General features: G+C 40.7%; 11 protein-coding genes. 7 read left to right on the top strand and 4 right to left on the bottom strand.

What is annotated here, in order from left to right:
- Positions 1-67: 67 nt before the first annotated feature.
- Complete coding sequence (locus SG0102_RS11105; protein ID WP_269461196.1) at positions 68-472, bottom strand: glutathione peroxidase; 405 nt, start codon at positions 470-472, stop codon at positions 68-70.
- A complete protein-coding gene (locus tag SG0102_RS15990) occupies positions 465-611 on the bottom strand; it encodes a hypothetical protein (RefSeq protein WP_269461195.1) in 147 nt (48 codons plus the stop codon). The genes SG0102_RS11105 and SG0102_RS15990 overlap by 8 nt, the downstream gene beginning before the upstream one ends.
- A 148-nt stretch (positions 612-759) precedes the next feature.
- Between SG0102_RS15990 and SG0102_RS11100 the strand changes: the two genes are divergently transcribed.
- The 3 genes from SG0102_RS11100 to SG0102_RS11090 are packed head-to-tail and all read left to right on the top strand — an operon-like array spanning position 760 to position 10,762.
- On the top strand, positions 760-9,120 hold the full coding sequence (locus SG0102_RS11100) for a hypothetical protein (RefSeq protein ID WP_125119984.1): 8,361 nt from the start codon (positions 760-762) through the stop codon (positions 9,118-9,120).
- Positions 9,121-9,131: 11 nt separating this feature from the next.
- Positions 9,132-10,412 carry a zf-TFIIB domain-containing protein gene (locus tag SG0102_RS11095; protein WP_125119983.1) on the top strand — a complete coding sequence of 427 codons (1,281 nt, stop codon included), beginning with the start codon at positions 9,132-9,134 and terminating at the stop codon, positions 10,410-10,412.
- 5 nt (positions 10,413-10,417) lie between these two features.
- Entirely contained in the window at positions 10,418-10,762 is a 345-nt protein-coding gene (locus SG0102_RS11090) for a hypothetical protein (protein WP_125119982.1), read from the top strand.
- A 318-nt stretch (positions 10,763-11,080) separates the two neighbouring features.
- On the opposite strand, the gene SG0102_RS11085 is transcribed toward SG0102_RS11090, so the two are convergent.
- Both SG0102_RS11085 and SG0102_RS11080 read right to left on the bottom strand, forming a co-directional pair.
- Complete coding sequence (locus tag SG0102_RS11085) at positions 11,081-12,466, bottom strand: IS4 family transposase (protein WP_125118177.1); 1,386 nt, start codon at positions 12,464-12,466, stop codon at positions 11,081-11,083.
- Between the two features lie 128 nt (positions 12,467-12,594).
- Complete coding sequence (locus tag SG0102_RS11080; RefSeq protein WP_162300202.1) at positions 12,595-14,241, bottom strand: AAA family ATPase; 1,647 nt, start codon at positions 14,239-14,241, stop codon at positions 12,595-12,597.
- A 228-nt stretch (positions 14,242-14,469) separates the two neighbouring features.
- On the opposite strand from SG0102_RS11080, the gene SG0102_RS11075 reads away from it, so the two are divergent.
- Genes SG0102_RS11075 through SG0102_RS11060 form a run of 4 tightly spaced genes read left to right on the top strand, consistent with a single transcriptional unit; the run spans position 14,470 to position 19,328 of the window.
- Positions 14,470-15,000, top strand: coding sequence for a cupin domain-containing protein (locus SG0102_RS11075; RefSeq protein WP_125119980.1), 531 nt, complete (start codon positions 14,470-14,472; stop codon positions 14,998-15,000).
- A 15-nt stretch (positions 15,001-15,015) separates the two neighbouring features.
- A complete protein-coding gene (locus SG0102_RS11070; protein WP_125119979.1) occupies positions 15,016-16,596 on the top strand; it encodes an ABC transporter ATP-binding protein in 1,581 nt (526 codons plus the stop codon).
- Positions 16,597-17,430, top strand: coding sequence for an ABC transporter permease (locus tag SG0102_RS11065; protein ID WP_125119978.1), 834 nt, complete (start codon positions 16,597-16,599; stop codon positions 17,428-17,430).
- Positions 17,430-19,328 (top strand): extracellular solute-binding protein, encoded by a 1,899-nt coding sequence (locus SG0102_RS11060; protein ID WP_125119977.1) that lies wholly within the window; start codon positions 17,430-17,432, stop codon positions 19,326-19,328. Before SG0102_RS11065 ends, SG0102_RS11060 begins: the two co-directional genes overlap by 1 nt.
- Positions 19,329-19,333: the final 5 nt, after the last annotated feature.

Genomic DNA, 19,333 nt, shown 5'->3' with positions numbered 1-19,333 from the left:
CTAGCACCTTGCCGTCATTCTTGCAATTCACAAATAAAAATCACACAATTGCTTGTGTGATTTCTCTTTATAATAAGCCTGCAACGGCTGCGCGAACATCGTTCATTGAAGCCGTTGGTTCAAAACGCGCCACGACGTTACCTTCACGATCGACGAGGAATTTCGTAAAGTTCCATTTAATTTCTGGGTTGTTCTTATAATCTTTATCAATCTTCTTTAACATCGCGCTCATCATCAGAGCTTTAGGACCTTTGCCAAAACCGTTAAAGCCTTGCTTTGATTTTAAGAATTTATAAAGATCAAGAGCATTTTCACCATTCACATCAGATTTTTTCATCTGTGGGAACTGGGTATGATATTTTAAAGTACAGAATTCATGGATTTCTTCATCCGTGCCAGGCGTCTGACCGGCAAACTGGTTACATGGGATATCTAAGATTTCTAAGCCCTGATCATGGTAAGCTTCATACATGTCTTCTAAGTCTTTGTACTGTGGGGTAAAGCCGCAGGCCAGTTGCCGTATTAACAACTAAAACAACTTTCCCAGCAAAGTCTTTCATCGATACATCTTCATTTTTATTATTTTTTACACTGTAATCATAAAATGTCATAAACATTACCTCCTTGATTGATTGCAATTAAATTGTACACAACTTAAAAGCAAGAGTCAAGTTATTTTCCTCTATCCATTTAAAAAAATGTCAAAAACCTATATAATGGTTCTAGCAATAAAAACGAGAGAAAGAGTGATTGTATAAAATGGATGCAAACAATATCAATAACCAAAATGAAAATAGGGAAGTGCAAGCCGATGCGACGAACGCGGAAGCGAAAATCGGTGCCACCTATTATTTAACGCTTAAAGAAGCGATGGAAACCGTGCAAAACGGTGAAACGATTACACTTTTACGTGATGTGCCGCTCCAGACGATCGCTAACAGCGATAGCGATCTTACTTTAGATTTAAACGGTCATCAGGTTTTTAAACATACATTAAGTTTTTCAGGTCATGCGACCATTCGCGATAGCGTAGGGGGCGGAGCCATTATTTCCGATGTTTCCAACAGCGGCACTTTAAAGAATTACGCTAAAGTTGCTGGCGTGTTGACCAACACCGGGCATTTTATGAATAGCGGCACGGTCGATAAACTGATCGGTGAAGATGGCGTTGTCCATAACACCGGGGTCATTACCAAAGGGACGCTGCGCGGCGGCGCTTACCATGGGGATTTAGATCATATTGATTATGTCATTTCTATTGGCGATGTTGTTTACGGTTCATTAGCGAGCGCCGCGAAAGATGCCAATGTGGCCGATGAAGATCTCACCATCTTCGTTCATGAACGTTCGACTTTAAAAGAAACGGTGACCCTCAAAAATCCTGATGTTGCGATCACCATTGATATGAATGGCAAAACCTTCCTCAATGGGACGATCAATATTGCCTCTAAGGTGATGGTCATCGATTCCTCAAAACGTAAAAAAGGCAATATTTTATCAAATATTGCCGTGGAACATGACGGTGAATTACATATTGAATCGACCGTTTCCGGCAACATCAACAATGAAGGCACGGTTATCAATGATGGCTTAATGGCCGGAACCAACTCGAACTTTGGCACCCTCATCAATAATGAAGAAGGGGAAGTCACCGATACCCTCATTTCTGAAGGGAAAGTGCATAATGAAGGGGAAATGGATTATCTGTATGTCCGCGGCGGCGAAGCGGATTCGACGGTCGAAATTCGTAACGTTACCGTTTTAGCGGGACATTATCAGGGCGAAGTGGCAGCCGTAGAATGTAAAGCCGCGATTGGCGATACATATTTTGGCGATGCTTTTGAAGCCATTGATATGGCCAAGACAGCCAGTGAAAAAGTGACTGTCGCGCTGTATAAAGAAACCAAGTTAAAAGAACCTCTGGTCATTGATAATCCTAAGGCGCCGATGGTTTTAGATATTCATGGTCAGGAAGTATCGGGTGAAGATATCGAAATCTGCAGCGATGTTTCCATTATCAACTCATCGGAAAAGAAAGCTGGCGCCTTATTTACCAATCTCATTGTCCGGGAGAAAGGGATGCTCCGCTTTGACGCTGACGCGACAAAGAGCGTGGAATGTTTTGGCAAGATTATTAATGATGGCGAAATGCCTTATGTCATCGTCCATGCCGGCAATGTCAATAACCATGGCACAGTCAATAAAGCCGTGCTAGAAGCCGGGGCGACGTTCACTGGTTTAGCGAAAGTTATCAACTCGGAAGCGATGATTGGCAAAACCCATTACATGACTTTTCAGGAAGCCTTGGAGGCGGCGATTACCAATGAAAACAACTGCACGTTATCTTTATTAATGGATTACAGTATTGAAAAGGAGTGGGTCTTAGCGCCTAAAGCACTGATGACCTTAAATCTCAATAACCATTCGGTCACTGGCGGACCTTTATCCATCAAAACCCAGGTTTGCCTTGATAACTCTGGCGAACAGGGCGCCTTTGAATGTCCGATTATTAATACCGGCCGTTTAGAAAACAAGGCTCCATTAATGACCACCTTAGATAACTCCGGGACCTTAATCAATGATGCTAATATTAATGAAGTCATCAATACCGGCACCATTGAAAATGGCTTTGTCATCACTTCACTGCAGATGCGCAGCGGGGAAGTCCTTAACAAAGGGACGATTTCTCAGGTGATCCATAACGCTGGAGAAATTAATAACCAGGGTGCGATTGACAATTTGACGATTGAAAATGAACGCGTTGAAGTCGAAGGGCATAATCCGGAAGTCACGAACGCAAATATCAAAATTGATAATGCCTATTATACGAGCTTAGAAGGGGCTATTGATGATATGAACAAAGCAGAGCAGGACGTGACGGTTGGCTTTGTGAAAGACTTAGAAATCAAACAGCCGCTGACTTTAAGCAATAAGCAGGCCAAAATTACCTTTGCCCTAAATGATCATACTTTAAGCGGGGAAAAACTGCTCATTTTGACGCCTGTGACCTTTGTTCATGGAACGGTTGATAATGACATTGAAAACCAGTCCACCCTCGTTAACCAGGCCACGATGACCGGTTATGTTCGCAACTTAAGTGAAGCGATCAATGAAGGCACGATGGGGCGTTTAGACAATAAAGAATCTTTTACCAATAGCGGGGAAATCGATACCTTAGTGATGAAAGAAGGCACTTGTGACAATCAGGCCACAATTCGCAATTTAGCGATGGGTAAAGGAAAACTTGACAGCAGCGGCGTCATTGAAGTGATCTCGCAAAAAGGCGGGAAAATTAAGAGCAGCGGTGAAGTCGGTCACTTAGAAATAGTAGATGGAGTCTTTACCGGCAAACTAGAATCCACGAATGCGCCAATGAAATTAGGGGATACCTATTATGCGCAGGTGAAAGAAGCCATTATGGCGGCCTTAAAGACTCAGAAACCTGCAACCGTCACTTTAATTGATGATTTAACGCTCAAAGAAGAATGGATCATTCCTGAAACGAAATTCCTTTTAACCTTTGATTTAGGCGGTCATACGCTAAGCGGGGAACGCATTACCAATAATGGCCGATTCACCCTGCGAGAAGGCCGCGTCAATAATGTTTTTGTCAACCATGGCAAAGCAACGCTAGAAGCGCTCATGGATGGCGACATGATCAATGATGGGTCTTTAACGATTTTAGATACCTGCTCAGCGGCTATTTTAAATAAGAAGACTTTACTTAATAACGGCACGCTCAATGCCGTTAATAATGAAGGCACCCTGACAAATAGCGGGTCCCTCAAGACCCTCACAACTATTGGCACAGTGACCAACCATGAAGATGCGATTATTGATGCGCTTGTACAAAATGGCGGAACACTCACGAATGAAGGGCTGATCCGTAATGATCAGATGAGTGCCGGCACGCTCACCACCAGCGGTGATGTGCATTACTTAAGCGAAAGCGGCGGCGCCGTTACCAACACGGGTGAAGTGGATACCCTTAATTTAACAGCCGGCGCTTACCATGGCCGTTTACATAGCACCAATGCGCCAGCCCATATTGATGAGGATTATTATCCAACCTTTGAGGCAGCTATTGATGTCGCCAATAACGCCGACAAAGATGTGACTGTTTCGGTTATTGATGGCGTGATTATTAACAATCCATTATCGATTGGCGCTAACGATCATCAGATTATCATCGATTTAGGGAAATATTCCTTATCTGGCGGTCCTTTGACGACCTCTTACAAAGTTGAATTTGTATCGATGGATGGGACGATTAAAAACCGTATCATCAACAAAGGTGATTTGGTGTTAAAGACGAATATGAATGGCGCTTTGACCAATGAAGAAAAAGTGCTCAACTATGGCATGGTAGCGAGTCTGATTAATAATGGCGATTGTGACAACCAGGGAACAGTGGCGCAGGTTGCAAACAATGGTCACTTCCTTAATAAAGCGATTTTAAAGAAAATCACCAATACGGCGGAAGTTATCAATGCCTCCCATATTGATGAAATCGTGCAAAATAATGGAACTTGTGATAACCAGAAGTTCATTGCCCATTTCTTTATGAATAAAGGGCTTTTAACCAACCATAGCCGCGTCGTCGCTTTAAAACAGTTTGGCGGGGAAGTCGAAAATAAAGCCCAGGTTGAACACTTGGATATGGAAGCCGGTCGTTATGTTGGCCCAGTAGAGGTCAGCAATGCCATTGCGGCGATTAAAGATGTCCGTTATGCAAGATTAAATGAAGCGATCGAAGATGCCAATAAAGCGGATGAAGATACCGAAGTCTCTTTACGTGATCATGCGCAGGTCTTAGATCAGTTAACGATCGGTAATCCTGATCATGTCATCACTTTAAATACCAATCAGTCTAATGTTGTAGGGGAATTATTAACCCTCAAAAATGAAGTGCATTTCACTGGTTATGGCAAAATCACCAATGGTTTATACAATACTGGTACGTTGGTAAGTGAAGTTTTAACAACTGGCGAAGTGATGAATGAAGGCACCCTCATTAATAAAAAGAAAATGAATGGGACGGTCAATAACCGTGGCAAGATGGTCAATGAAGACAGCGTGGAATCCCTTATTAACCGCGCGACCTTAGATAATAAAGGGACGATTCAGGCCTTTACCCAGACGGCTGGGGAAACCCGTAATGAAGGTTTAATGACCGATGTGATCTTAGATGAAGGGACCTTACATAATGCCGGCACTTTATCACGCATTACCCAAAAAGGCGGGCAGTCTTTTAATACGGCGACGGTTCATACGTTATTATTAAGCCGCGGCACTTTTAAAGGCAGCGTTGAAGATACCAATGCCTTAGCCCGCATTGATGATGTTTACTACCCTTATTTAGAAGATGCGATGCAGGCCGCATCAAAGGCGCAGGAAGATGTCACTGTGACGCTTAATAATGATGTCGTGGTTGGAGATGATCTGATCTTAGATAATGCGTCTCATTTATTAACGTTAGACTTAGATGAACATCGTTTAGATGGCGGGGCGATTACTTGTGATCATGACACCATGATTGTCAACGGGACAATTGGCAATAACGTTGTCAATAAAGGCACTTTAAAGGCCAATGCGACATTTGAACAAAATGTGACGAATACGGGGACATTCATGCTTGATGGCCATGTGAAAGGAATAATCACCAACAGTGAAAAGTTAACTGTCAATGGCTCAGCAAATGAAGTAGTCAATACCCGCTCCCTCACCAATGAAGGCATTATTGCATCGATCCATCAGGATGAAGGCACTTTAGATAATAATGGTTCCATTGAAAAACTGACCTTAAATGGCGGCGGTCTGATCAATGGCGGCGGCAGTCATATTGCGACGATCGCCCAGCAGGATGGTTCCGTCACGAACTTTGGTGAAGTCAGTCATTTAGAAATGGCAGGGACAATGGTAGTCTTTAAAGGCAATCCACCTGTTCAGACTAACGCTCAGGCGAAGATTTTAACGAACTATTACTTGCTCGCTTCAGCAGCCATTGATAGTGCGAACCATACCCGTGAAGGTGTCAAAGTGATTTTAAACAATGATGTGGAATTAGAGAAAGATATTCTTTTCTATAACACTGAAAAAGCGGTCATCTTAGACTTAGCGGGACACCAGTTAAGCGGTGCATCATTAACTGTCGCTAGCGAAGTTACGTTCATGGGTGAAGGAACGATTGCCAATCTGATTGATGTCACTGGCCTTTTAACAAATGAAACATCATTAGACAATGAAGTCTCAGTGCATGGTCAGCTCATTAATAAAGAGCACTTAGCGAGGGTCATCGTCGATGGGAAACTGACTAACGAAAAAGGCGCAGCCATTGAATCTGCAGATTTACATCATGCCATTCTTACAAATAAAGGCCATATTGCGACCTTAAATGGGGAAGAAAGTGATGTTGAAAATGAAGGCTACGTGCAAAACTTCTTTGAAGTATCGGGCACGGCGATCAATACCGGTGAAGTCAAGAATGTGACAATGGAAGCCGGCACCTTTACCGGCAAGGTTAAGGATATGAGCAATGCGGCCCATATTGAAGAAACGTATTATGGCTTATTCACTGATGCCTTAAAAGCGGCGACGGATGGTGAAAAGGATGTCACCTTAGTCTTAGATCGTGATACTGAGATTGCTTATCCAACAGATTTAGGAGTGACAAGTCATCATCAGCTGACGATTGATTTTCATGGTCACAATATGACTGGGGCACCATTACAGATTGTCGATCCTGTCTCTTTCGTTTCTGATGAAGATGCCAGCGTTGAAAATACGATTGAAAACCGCAGTCAGTTCACCAATGGCATTATTCTTAATAAAGAGATCAAAAACTATGAAGAGTTTGTCAACATTGGCGCTGTCAATGGTCAGGTGGAAAACCGGGCAACGCTGCTCAATAAGAGTCATATGGCGTTAGTCATCAATGAAAAGAAACTTACTAACGAAGGCGTCATTGAACATATCACCTTCGATGAAGGACTCGTTGATAACATCGGGATTACCTCTTCGCTTGTCATGAAGAGCGGTAAGTTAAGCAATGAAGGAGAGATCACTAACTTCGTTATGAATGATGGGGAAAGTATCTCAACTGGTAAAGTAAGCAGCTTAACGATTACCGGCGGAACATTTAACGGCACGGTGGAAGAAACCAATGCCTTAGCGCGCATTGATGCCACGTATTATCCAACTTTCGAAGACGCGCTGCTCCGCTCAGAAAAGGCGGACATCGCCCATACGATTACGCTTTGCGGCGATATTGCGGTAGCTTCGCCGTTAACGATGCATCATCAGGAATCGCTGATGATTGACTTAGCGGGCTATAAGATGCAGGGGGCTGAATTAACCGCCGCCAATGATGTGCGGATTGTAGATAGTCAGCATCACGGCGCCTTATTAAATGCCTTAGTCAATAAAGGCACACTTTGTCTCGAAGTGTTAGCGCAAGGGTCCTTAACGAATACCTCATACTTTAATAACCGTGGTCATTTAACGGCTTTAGTCACAAATAATGGCACGATGACGAATGATGGGGAAATCGATCAGGTGATGAACTACCAGCGCATTGAAAACAATAGTCTGATTCATCAGCTCAATAACCAGATTGATTTAATGAATAATAAAAATGGGGTTATTGAAAACTTGGAATCTAAAGGGACGATTAAAAACAGCGGCATGATCAATCATCTGCATATGATGCAGGGCCATGTCGATAGTGACGGCGTCATTCAGACAATCACCCAGGAAAGCGGTCAGATCATCGCCAAACAAGTGGTCGATCATTTAGAAGCGATCGGCGGTCATTTCACGGGTGAAGTGAAAGAAACCAACGCGCAGGGCTCTATTGCATCCACCTATTATGCGACGTTTGATGAATTGTTAGAACAGGCCATGGCGGCCACAGAAGATGTGACAATGACCCTGAATAAAGATGTCACGTTAGATAAAGATCTCTTATTAACGAATAAAAATGCCCAGTTAACCCTTGATTTGAATCATTACAGCATGCATGGTGCTTCGATTACGACGATCAATGATGTGGTTTTAGCCAATAGTCAGGGCGTCGGTTCGCATATTGATAATGAGATTTCAAATAAGGGCACATTAAGAATTGATGTCGAAGTCAATGGCTTCATCGTCAATGATGCCACTTTACGTAACGAAGGCCGTTTACGGAAAGTGAAGAATAATGATTTACTCGTTAACCATGGTACGATCAACGAACTCATCAATAATGAAAAAACCGAAAATACTGGCAAGATGGCGATTGTCCGCAATAGCGGTCGTTTCACCAATGGTGAAAATGGTGATTTGGATCTCTATCATCAGGATGCTGGCGAAACTGTCAATAAAGGACGCATCAACGATGCGACCATTGAAAATGGTTCTTTAAGCAATACCGGTGTGATTGTGACCTTATCACAAAATAACGGCGCCGTTGATGACCAGGGTGAAATCAAACATGTGATTTTAACGAGCGGGACTTATCAAGGAACCAACGATGCCATTGATAGTGTCGCCAAGATTGATACGCATTACTATGGTTCGTTAACGAAAGCTATTGAAGCGGCTAATAACAGTGATGAGGATGTCACAATTGTCTTAAGTCATGATGTCTTTGGCGATCATCTTTATGAAATTGCCAATACCCGTCATAGCATCACCATTGATTTAAATGGCTGGAGTATTCATGAAGGCGGCTTAAAGATTTTAAGTCAGGTTAAAGTCATCGACAGCCATGGTCATGGCAGCTTAGATGTGCCGGTCCTTAATAAAGGTACTTTAGATAATGAAGCAAGCTGTGATCGTGATGTCCGTTCCACGGGCTCATTAGTCAATAACGGCTATATCGATACGGTTTATAACCAGGGGACACTGACTAATAATGGACAGTGTGATACCATTATTTTACAAGGCGGTCATGCGACGAATGCGAAGTCTGCGGGCATGATTGATATCCGTAAAGGGACTTTCCTCAATAACGGGGAAGTCCAAAGCGCCTACTTAGATGGCGGCAGCTTACGTTCTAAAGGAACGTTAGGTTCGATTACCATTTATGATGGCTTATTTGATGGTGAAGCCCAGTTTGTCGATAACTATGCCGATAATTAAGGAGGGATTAGATGCAGACCTGTCCAAAATGCGGGGCACCACTTGAACAAGTGTACAGCCCCGAGGGCATTTCTGAAAAATGCCCGCAATGTGATTATCACCATGATGAATTGGCTGATTTATTAGCTCAGACAGATTTTGAAAAAGATGAATCAACACCTATTGATCGCTTGTCCGCTTCGCAGCGTCGTCATTATATGTTAAGTATGACGATGACGCTCAAGCTGATGACGATTCTCGAAGGCCTTTTAGTACTTTGTACACTCATTTCACTGCTTTTTAGAAATGCCCTTATTTCTTATATCTTTTTAGGAGTAGTGCTGATTATTGCCGTATACCTCATTCATGGCTATCTCAACATTCGCCGACGCTTAGGTTTGGATTCAGAGGAGCAGGAAATGATTATCATCGATATGCTCAATCAGGACTATCAGATGAAATTGCTTAGTGAAAAGCATAAGACTAAATTAGGCTGCAGCCTCGCTTATCTGAAGTATTTACGAACCTTAAAGAAAGAAGGCTTGCCTTATCGCTTTAAAACCGATCCGCTTTATCATGATCGGATTATGTCACGCGTGCGTAAAGAAACCAATATGAATCGGCGTATTGAAATACAGAATTATAAAAACACCATTGCGTCCTTGTATAGTCAGCGAGAAGAAACACTTAAGCGCTTAAAAGCATCGATGTTTAAAGATTATGGCTACCATGTGGCAATCAGTTTTAAACTTGGCATTGTCATCATCAATGGCCATGAGTATCGCTTTGATGAAATCAATAGTGCGGAGATGATGAATCATGTCTATGATGATGAGGAAGAAGTGGTGATTAAAGATGGCTATTTCAAAGCACCGGAAGATTTCAATGTTTTACCCCATTCCCAGGATGCAATGAATAAGCATGATAAAGTCACTTATGATGAAGAGTCAGGGGTGTATAAACATTATGCCTTTGTCGAACCAGTCACTGAAATGAAAAAAGTGAAACGCTGCGACGCGATGAATATCATCGTCGAAACTTACAACGGCAAAGAAATTATTCCGATTATTGATCAGATGATGGATGTCACAACGCCAGCGTATATCGCTAAGCAGAATGACTGTTATAACGTCACGGGCGGGCTGCGTCGCGTTGCCCGCGCGGGCATGCCAAAACAAATTCCTGACTTATTAGCAGATAAGCAGGTGGCAAAGTTAAGTGAGGAAATGGAAAAGACGCAGGATCAGCTGATCCAGTTATTAAAAACGCCGGTCGTTTATAAAGTACCGGAAGAATATCGTGAAAAGGAGTGATATCAATGACAAAAGAAGAATTATTAACGTGTATTGAGAAAACCAAAGACGCCGATAGCTGCTGTGAAGAGCTCAAAGAAGCGTGCGAACACTATTTAACAGCCGTCGGCACTGCGGATGAAAAAACCGCGGCCAAGGCGCTTATCAAAGAGGCGCAGGAAGATGTCTGCAGCATTGATGATTATCTTGGCTTTGTGGGCAGCGACGCTGCGAAAAACATCTTTGGTGACGCGTTGCCAGGCATGATTGAAGCCGGTCAAAAAGCCAAAGCAGCGGGGGAAAAACATTGCTTATGCGATGCCTGTCAAAATGGCGCCAAGATCATTGCTTATCAGGATTTATTAAAATAAGCGAAAGGACATTGAGTCTCAAAAACTCAATGTCCTTTATTCATCTATGACAATTGATGCGTTCTTTTTATAAAATGATACGCCGTAACAGCAATGTCATTCAATTAAGCTGAAATTGCGACGAATGATCTGAAAAAGCTGAGACCGGCTATTCAGTTAACCAAAGTTTCAGACTGTGAGAATGCGAAACATGATCCAATTCTCATGGTCTGTTTTTTTGATTTTGCTCATTTAGCTTTATCCTAAGTAAATTGATGTAATTTGGCATAATATCCCTATATTTATTAATTTCCTAATTATTCTTGAGATTTTGAAAAATTATGATACCCTAGTGTTCAGAGGAGCTAGTGACTGGGGTCTTATTTTTCGAGTGAATGATCTTCCAGGTCTGATTGGGATTACAAATTTCTTGATTCTATTTATGAGTCCTTTTTCAGAAATAGTTCCCTTAAGAAAGAGATGTACATTGGTGATTGCGACGGCAAAGTTTGCCTTCGTTTTGTGTGCAACTCTTTTTTTGTTTTTCTCATACTCTTCAGCTTTCATATCAGGAATATCAACACTATTCGTAATAACACTTGTTACGTTAAACATGATAAGTTTCGAATATACTTCTTGCAGTATGCCATCAACTTTCTTTGAATTGAAATATTTTAAACCTATTCTATATTTCAAATTAAAAAATGATTGTTCTTGAGACCATCTTAAATGGTAGAGCTCTTTCATATACTCAAACGGTATTTCTTCCTTGCTTAAATTAGTGACAAGAGTTACAAAGTTTTCATCATCAAGCTTTATGCGGACAACTCTGTAGCTTATTACGTAATCATCATTACTCCATGTATCAATTTGTGGGAAATCGATATTTGAATTGACCAATGCATATTTTTTTCGATCGCTATTATAACGTTTATTGCTTCTTGTCAGTGTAACGCTGACTTCCTGGTCTAATTCCTCATCTGGCAAATCAAATCTTTTTAGGATTGAACTACGGATATTAATATCCTTAGACCTAATCACAAATTTTTGTCCTTTCTCAATAAAATCAGCCATCAGTTTGTATGAAACATATCCTCTATCACATACAATAATTGATTTTTCTGGGTAATACTTTCTTTCAGTCATAGTAATCAAAGCACCAGGTTCTCTTTTTTTGTTAGGTGTTGTCATTTCTGCGTCCCAATAGACTCCATTAAGGCAGTCATAAAGAGCATTGAGGTGGATCTGACAAAAATCCCTTCCTTTTTTGCTTTTAACGATTAACTCAGGATGATCCTTCATAAAAGGAATGTTCAAGTCGGAGCCATCGCAGGCAATGATATAGTAGCCATTAAATGTGTTCTTAGGTTTGATAGTCTGATTGAAAAGCGTCATTACTCTGTTAAATGCATTAGGCTTTATTTTATATCTCTGCATGCAGAAAGCTGAAGCTTGAAACTCCATACCTTCAGGCATCTGCTCACAAATCTCAGATCTGATGGATTTTCCTTCCTTGTGAATGAGAAATCTAATAATCATATCAGCTGGAACTTTACGGCTTCTTGTCATATCAGATACAGGATCAATAACATAACATGCAATATTGTCTGTAACCATCTTAATCGATTTTTCCAATGCCAAATTCACCCCTTCGGGGGTAGTATTAAAAGCACAAGCCTCCGTTTCATAATCAAAATTTCGTTCTTTATCTTGTTTAGAAATCATAAGTAAAAATCCTCCTACAATTTCCTTCGGATTATGAATTTATTCCGGAATTTTGCTTGTCAAGTCTTTTTTGCATTATTTTAAAAATAAAAAAGCCAGGCCACTCAAGTAGAATTGAGTGAACTGGCTCAAAAAATGCTTAACTGAATGACATTGCCGTAACAGTGGATTTTTCGATAGCCTTGCCTCTTCAAAGATTGGGCATAGCCCTTATTTCTTATCTGCGATAAAGCGGTGAGAGCACTGTCTTGGCGCTTTTGATCACTAGGCGCGACTTTACATTCAATGATAAAAGCCGTACTGTAAACATCGCCAGGAATATAGGCAATATCAAAGCGACCTAATCCCGCTTCACGGTTAGATACGAGTTCTACTGAGCTTAGTAAGCCAATTAACATCATATGATAAGAGTTTTCATTAAGCGTATCATAGTAACTTATCGTTTTATTCATAAACGCGTTAAGAAGTAAGGACGCTTCGTTTGGATCACCACTCAGAAAAGCATTTAAAATCTTTGGCCCATAACTTCTTTTCTCTTCTTTAAACCATTGATTAAAAGTCCTTGTATAAATTTCCTTGATTTCCTTATTAGGAATGGAGAGTTCATAGCAACCACTGCGGACTTCTTTTTGATATTTTAAGTAGCCTGTGAAAAGTAAAAATGAATAAATATGATCAATAGAATCTAACTCACGATATGTTAAATCGCCATGGATTTCCTTGACGATCGGATGATCGTTAACAAGGGCATCAAATTCTTGCTTCATAGAAGCATCAGCTTTTGAAATATAGTGATAAATAATATCATTCCCACTCGTATTAGCCCAATAAGAAATTGGCTTTGTGGTGTTGCCGTTATTGATATTTTTTAAGTAATTCATAACACTCCAGGGATTATAGATATCTGCTTTACCGAAGTGATAGCCATCGTACCAGTCTTTGATTTGATGGCTGTATTGCGTTAGCGAAAAGGCCTGGAGTAAGGAATTGATCTCTTCCTGTGTAAAGCCGAAGTCAGTCGCTGTATTGTTATCAAAAATAGAATGAACTTCTAAATTATTCATACCTGTAAAAATACTTTCTTTCGCAATGCGTAAGCATCCTGTAAGAACAGCTTTTTCCAAGAAGAGATTCGATTTAAAAGTTTTTGAAAAAAGGATTTTAAAAAAAAGAGCCATCTTGTTATAAAAAGTGTATTCTGAGTCATGATACTTTAAGTCAAATGCATAAGCATTTTGTAATGGAACATCATATTCATCAATTAATATAATAACCTTTTTCTCATAATGCTGGTAAAGAGCAACTGAAAGTGTATATAAAGATAATTCGTAATCTTTATCATTTGCCGTACGATTCCAATAAGACTGTAAAAGGTACATGGTATTCGCATCAATTTTTGAGGAATGTAAAAGTTCCTGATGCATTGATAAATAATGGGCTACACTAAACTTAAAATCATAAAGTGCGCTTTCGAAATCTTCTCCAATCATATCTTTCAATGTAAGCATTATGACAGGAAATTGATTTTGATCTTTCATAGCAATGCTGTGAGTGATTTTAAGATCATGAAACAAATAGGCATTATCTTTTTCTTTGATACTATAAAAATACTTTAACATACTCATATTCAGTGTTTTTCCAAAACGTCGCGGCCTTGGAATCAAAGAAATCTGATCATCCATAATATGCTCAATGAGCATGGATTTATCGACAAAATACATATTTTTATCGATCATTGTTTTAAAGTCATCTGTTGAATTAGGAATTCTTTTCATACACTTCACTCCTTTCCTTTTCATTATAACACCGAATTTTACTTTCAAGAAGAAAAGCAGGTATTACTGTCAAAAAGGGACTGATGAGGAGCTGTGTAAAGAAGCAGTAAAGCTTTTGAAAAAAAGCGGTAAGGACTGTTGTAAATGCGGCAAGAGTGTGTATAATAATAGAGGTTTAAATAAATAAACAAATAGTTTAATTAACTAAACTTAGAACAGGGAAGACATATGGAGATTGGACATAAGATTAAAGAACTCAGATTACGCAATGATTTAACATTATCAGAATTAGCGAGCCGCTGTGAAGTGACAAAAGGCTTTTTATCACAACTAGAAAGGGATCTTACAAGCCCGAATATTACAACCTTAGAAAATATCTTGGAAGCGTTAGGGACGAACTTAACGGAATTTTTTTCGGAAGAGCCAGAAGAACAGGTGGTCTTTAAAAAAGAAGATATTTTCGTCGATAAGCGGGACAATGAAACGATCGAATGGATCGTTCCCAATGCCCAGAAAAATGCCATGGAACCGATTATCGTGACCATCAAACCGCACCAGAAAACCAGTGTGATCTCGTCGCATAACGGCGAAGAGTTCGGCTATGTGCTCAAGGGGCGGATCATCTTGGTGAGCGATCATCAGTATAAGGTGAAAGCGAAAGAAGTCTTTTATATTTCTGGTAAGAAAAGTCATTATCTCTACAATCCGACCGATCAGGACGTGCGCGTCTTATGGATTACCAATCCCCCTATGTTTTAAGAGAGGAAATGCGATATGGATGAAAAAAAGAAAATCATTGAATTTAAGCACATTGTGAAAAGTTTTGATGATCAGGTCGTCCTTAAAGGAATTGACCTGGATATTTATGAAAATGAATTTGTGACCCTGCTTGGTCCATCGGGCTGTGGAAAAACAACCTTACTTCGTATTTTAGGCGGCTTTATTGAACCGACCGAAGGCGCCGTTTTATTAAATGGTCAGGATATTAAAGATCTGCCTCCTTATAAGCGTGAACTTAATACCGTCTTTCAGAAATATGCCTTATTCCCGCATATGAATGTCTATGACAATATCGCTTTTGGCTTAAAGATTAAGAAAGAAGCGAAAGATGTCATCGATCAGAAAGTTATGCGAATGTTAAAAATGATTGGGTTAGAAGGCTATGAAAAGAAAGATATTACCTTAATGTCCGGCGGTCAGCAGCAGCGTGTCGCGATTGCTCGCGCGCTCGTTAATGAACCAAAGGTATTATTATTAGATGAACCACTATCAGCCTTAGATGCGCGCCTTCGTAAAGAGATGCAGTATGAACTCAAGCGTATCCAGCAGGAAGTCGGCATTACCTTCATCTTTGTCACTCATGATCAGGAAGAAGCCTTAACGATGTCGGATAAGATTGTCATTATGAAAGATGGTGAAATCCAACAGGTCGGCTCACCAGAAGATATCTACAATGAACCGGTTAACCGTTACGTTGCTTCCTTTATTGGGGAATCCAATATTATTCCTGGCGTGATGGTAGAAGATAAGAAAGTGAAATTTGATGATCAGGTCTTTGACTGTGTTGATGTCGGCTTTAAAGACAATGAAAAAGTCGATGTTGTGTTACGTCCGGAAGATATTGAAATCGTCCCTAAAGATCAGGGAAAATTAACTGGGGAAGTGCTTTCCGTCTTATTTAAAGGGGTCCATTATGAAATTATGGTGGAAACCGTACCCGGAACCACTGTTACCGTCAATATGCATGTGATGAATAAAAATGCGAACGTCGTGAAAAAAGATGATGAAGCCATTTCTGCCAATGATTTCTACTTAGACTTAGAAGATATGGAAGGAATTGATGAGAAAGAAATCATTGCCCGTGCTGATGCGCAGGCGTGGAGTTTAACAAGTGATGACTATTTATCGATTGCGAAAGTAGATACCGATCTTAAACAGGAAGTTGGCGAATATCATGTCACATTCTCCACTTCATCAGGCTTATCGGTCACTCGTAAGATCCGTGTCATCGACCAGCGCGTCGTTGAAAATAAAAAGGCCAATGAAGCGATTTCCGCTTTTAACTTCTTTAAAACAACTGATGAAATTCAGGAATCGATGACTTTAGATACCGATTTAATGGTATGGGCCAATGCCCAGGCCTGGAAATTAAATAACGAGGATGAAACGGTTGAACTGTTCGTTGATTACGATTTTGATCAGGAAACGATTAAGGAAGGCGTTTATCCCGTCACATTCTCGACGACCGGGCGTGAATTTAAAATTCATACCACCAAATATGTAGAAGAAGGCAAAGAAGTCGGCTTAACCTTCGAACCAGAAATGATCCATGTCATGGAAAAGATGGGCTTTTAAATGAAAAAATTCAAACAGTTAGTCATTCCCTATGTGGTTTGGGCGGTTTTGATGTTATTGCTGCCGATGCTGCTGATTGCACTTTATTCGGTCATGAAGCAGGGCAATGCCATCTTACCTTTTAAAATGACGTTTCATAACTATGCTCGTTTCTTTACGGATGCGGATTTCTTACTGATCCTAGGACGTTCTTTATGGATTGCCGTTAAAACGACGATTATTTGTTTATTACTTGGTTATCCCATTGCTTTCTTTATCGCCCGTTCCGGCGAAAAGTTAGCGCGTAAACTCGTCTTACTGATTACCTTACCAATGTGGATCAATATGTTAGTTCGTACTTATGCCTGGATTGGTTTATTATCGAATGATGGCATTATCGTTTCATTCCTGCATTTGCTAGGCTTTAAAAATGTCAACATCCTCTATACCGAGACAGCCGTTCTGATTGGGATGGTGTACAACTTCTTACCGTTTATGATTTTACAGATTCAGACCTCGTTATCAGAAATGGATCATTCATTGCTTGAAGCGGCAGCTGATCTAGGGGCCAATAAACGAGAAACCTTTAAACGCGTAACTCTGCCATTATCAATTTCTGGGGTAGTATCGGGGATTACACTGGTGTTCCTGCCAGCTGTCAGCTCCTTCTTCATTCCGAAGTTATTAGGCGGCGGACAGTATTTCTTAATTGGGAATGTCATTGAAAACCAGTTTATTACCGTTGGTGAATGGAACTTTGGTTCCGCTATTTCCATGATTATGGCGGTCATTATGATGATCTCAATGTACTTAGTACGTCTCGCTGATCGTCGCGCTGGGAAGGAGGAAGCTTAATGAAAAAAGAAAAACGCTATTTTGGCACCGTCCTCATGACGCTGATTCTCATTTTCTTTTATCTGCCGATCCTCTTTATGATCGTTTTCTCATTTAATAGTTCCAAGTCATTAACCCATTTTACTGGCTTTTCCTTACGCTGGTATCAGGCGATGATCAAGAACCATTCGATGATGAACTCCCTTTATGTGACTGTTATTATCGCCTTTTTAGCGACCGCGATCTCAACCATCGTCGGCACGGTTACAGCGATTGGCTTATCACAGTCAGGAAGACGCATTCGCCGTTTCATTAGTATTATGGATGATTTCCCATTAATGAACCCGGATATCGTCACGGCGATTGGTCTCATGTTACTGTTTATTACGTTCAATGTGCCCAAAGGTTTTGTGACCTTATTATTAGCGCATATTGCCTTTTGTATCCCTTATGTTATTTTAAGTGTGATGCCGCGGGTGCGCGCCCTGGATCCTAACTTAGCGGATGCGGCGATGGACTTAGGAGCAACGCCATCTTATGCCATTACTCGCGTCATCGTGCCAGAAATTATGCCAGGCATTATCGCTGGCGCTCTCATTGCTTTTACGATGTCGTTTGATGACTTTATTATTTCTTACTTCGTTACTGGCCGTGGAGTGAAAAACCTATCAATCATGGTTTATACGATGAGTAAGCGTGTCAATCCAAGCGTCAATGCCATTTCAACGGTTGTCGTTATTCTTATTACGATTATTTTAACGATTGTCAACATCGCCCCAATGATGGCGAAAAAAGCGCGTGAAAATGCGCCAGAAGGGGAAATGAAACAGCGCAAAGTCTGGCCAAAGGTAACGATCGCTGTGGCCGCCTGTGCGCTTCTTGTCGCCAGCGTTTATGGCTTAAGAAGCAATGGCAATCAGCCTTATTCCGGACAGACCTTACATATTTATATGCCGGGGGAATATATTGATGAAGACTTAGTCTCAAACTTTGAAGATAAAACCGGTGCTTCGGTGGTTATTGATAACTTTGATTCAAACGAGCAGATGTATATCAAAGTCGCTAATAAAGAAGCCTATGATATTCTCATTCCAAGTGATTATATGATTCAGCGATTAATTGGGGAACATCTGTTAAAGAAGATTGATCAGAAACAGGTTTCTAAAAACTTAGCCTCGCTCAATAAAGATATTCTGAATATTGCTTATGATCCGGGCAATAAATATTCTGTTCCTTACTTCTGGGGCAGTGTGGGAATCTCGTATGACAAACGCAAAGTGTCAAAGGCGGATTTAGATCGCTATGGCTGGAGTATCTTCTTACAAAAGAAATACAAAGGCGATATTTACATGTATGATAGTGAACGTGATTCCTTTATGATGGCTTTAAAAGCCTTAGGCTATTCAATGAATACCAGCAACACCAAACAATTAAAGGCTGCTTATAACTGGTTAGCGAAAGTCGTCAAAACGATGAAACCTGAAATCGTCACGGATGAAATTATCGATAACATGGCGCAAGCGCGTAAAGCGTTAGGTTTAGTCTATTCGGGCGATGCGGCATCGGTGACCACGCAAAATAAAAATGTCCGTTTCTATATGCCAAAAGAAGGAACAAATATCTGGGTGGATGCGATGGTTTTACCAAAAACCTGCAGTCATGAAAAACTCGCTTATGCATTCATGAACTATATCAATAGTTATAAAGTGGCGAAAGCCAACTCCAAGTATATTGGTTACACCTCGCCAGTCGTTAAGGTTGAACAGACACTTGCGAAAACGACGTTTAAAGGCGTTGAAGCCTATACGCCCCGCTCAAGCTATGCAAAAGATGAAGTCTTTGGCTACAATGATAAATCACGTAAAGTGATTGCCGACTTATGGTCACGGGTCAAAGTGGTCGCTTCCAATGCGAACTAGGAGGT

The sequence above is a fragment of the Intestinibaculum porci genome, assembly GCF_003925875.1.
Taxonomy (GTDB): Bacteria; Bacillota_I; Bacilli_A; order Erysipelotrichales; family Coprobacillaceae; genus Intestinibaculum; species Intestinibaculum porci.
This window is presented reverse-complemented; position numbering and strand designations above follow the sequence as displayed.

What these genes read in the sequence shown, in the direction of transcription:
- SG0102_RS11065 (WP_125119978.1), top strand. Translation starts at nt 16,597, where the DNA reads ATGAAAAAATTCAAACAGTTAGTCATTCCCTATGTGGTTTGGGCGGTT.
- SG0102_RS11075 (WP_125119980.1), top strand. Translation starts at nt 14,470, where the DNA reads ATGGAGATTGGACATAAGATTAAAGAACTCAGATTACGCAATGATTTA.
- SG0102_RS11095 (WP_125119983.1), top strand. Translation starts at nt 9,132, where the DNA reads ATGCAGACCTGTCCAAAATGCGGGGCACCACTTGAACAAGTGTACAGC.
- SG0102_RS11080 (WP_162300202.1), bottom strand. Translation starts at nt 14,241, where the DNA reads ATGAAAAGAATTCCTAATTCAACAGATGACTTTAAAACAATGATCGAT.
- SG0102_RS11090 (WP_125119982.1), top strand. Translation starts at nt 10,418, where the DNA reads ATGACAAAAGAAGAATTATTAACGTGTATTGAGAAAACCAAAGACGCC.
- SG0102_RS11100 (WP_125119984.1), top strand. Translation starts at nt 760, where the DNA reads ATGGATGCAAACAATATCAATAACCAAAATGAAAATAGGGAAGTGCAA.
- SG0102_RS11060 (WP_125119977.1), top strand. Translation starts at nt 17,430, where the DNA reads ATGAAAAAAGAAAAACGCTATTTTGGCACCGTCCTCATGACGCTGATT.
- SG0102_RS11105 (WP_269461196.1), bottom strand. Translation starts at nt 472, where the DNA reads ATGTATGAAGCTTACCATGATCAGGGCTTAGAAATCTTAGATATCCCA.
- SG0102_RS11085 (WP_125118177.1), bottom strand. Translation starts at nt 12,466, where the DNA reads ATGATTTCTAAACAAGATAAAGAACGAAATTTTGATTATGAAACGGAG.
- SG0102_RS11070 (WP_125119979.1), top strand. Translation starts at nt 15,016, where the DNA reads ATGGATGAAAAAAAGAAAATCATTGAATTTAAGCACATTGTGAAAAGT.
- SG0102_RS15990 (WP_269461195.1), bottom strand. Translation starts at nt 611, where the DNA reads ATGACATTTTATGATTACAGTGTAAAAAATAATAAAAATGAAGATGTA.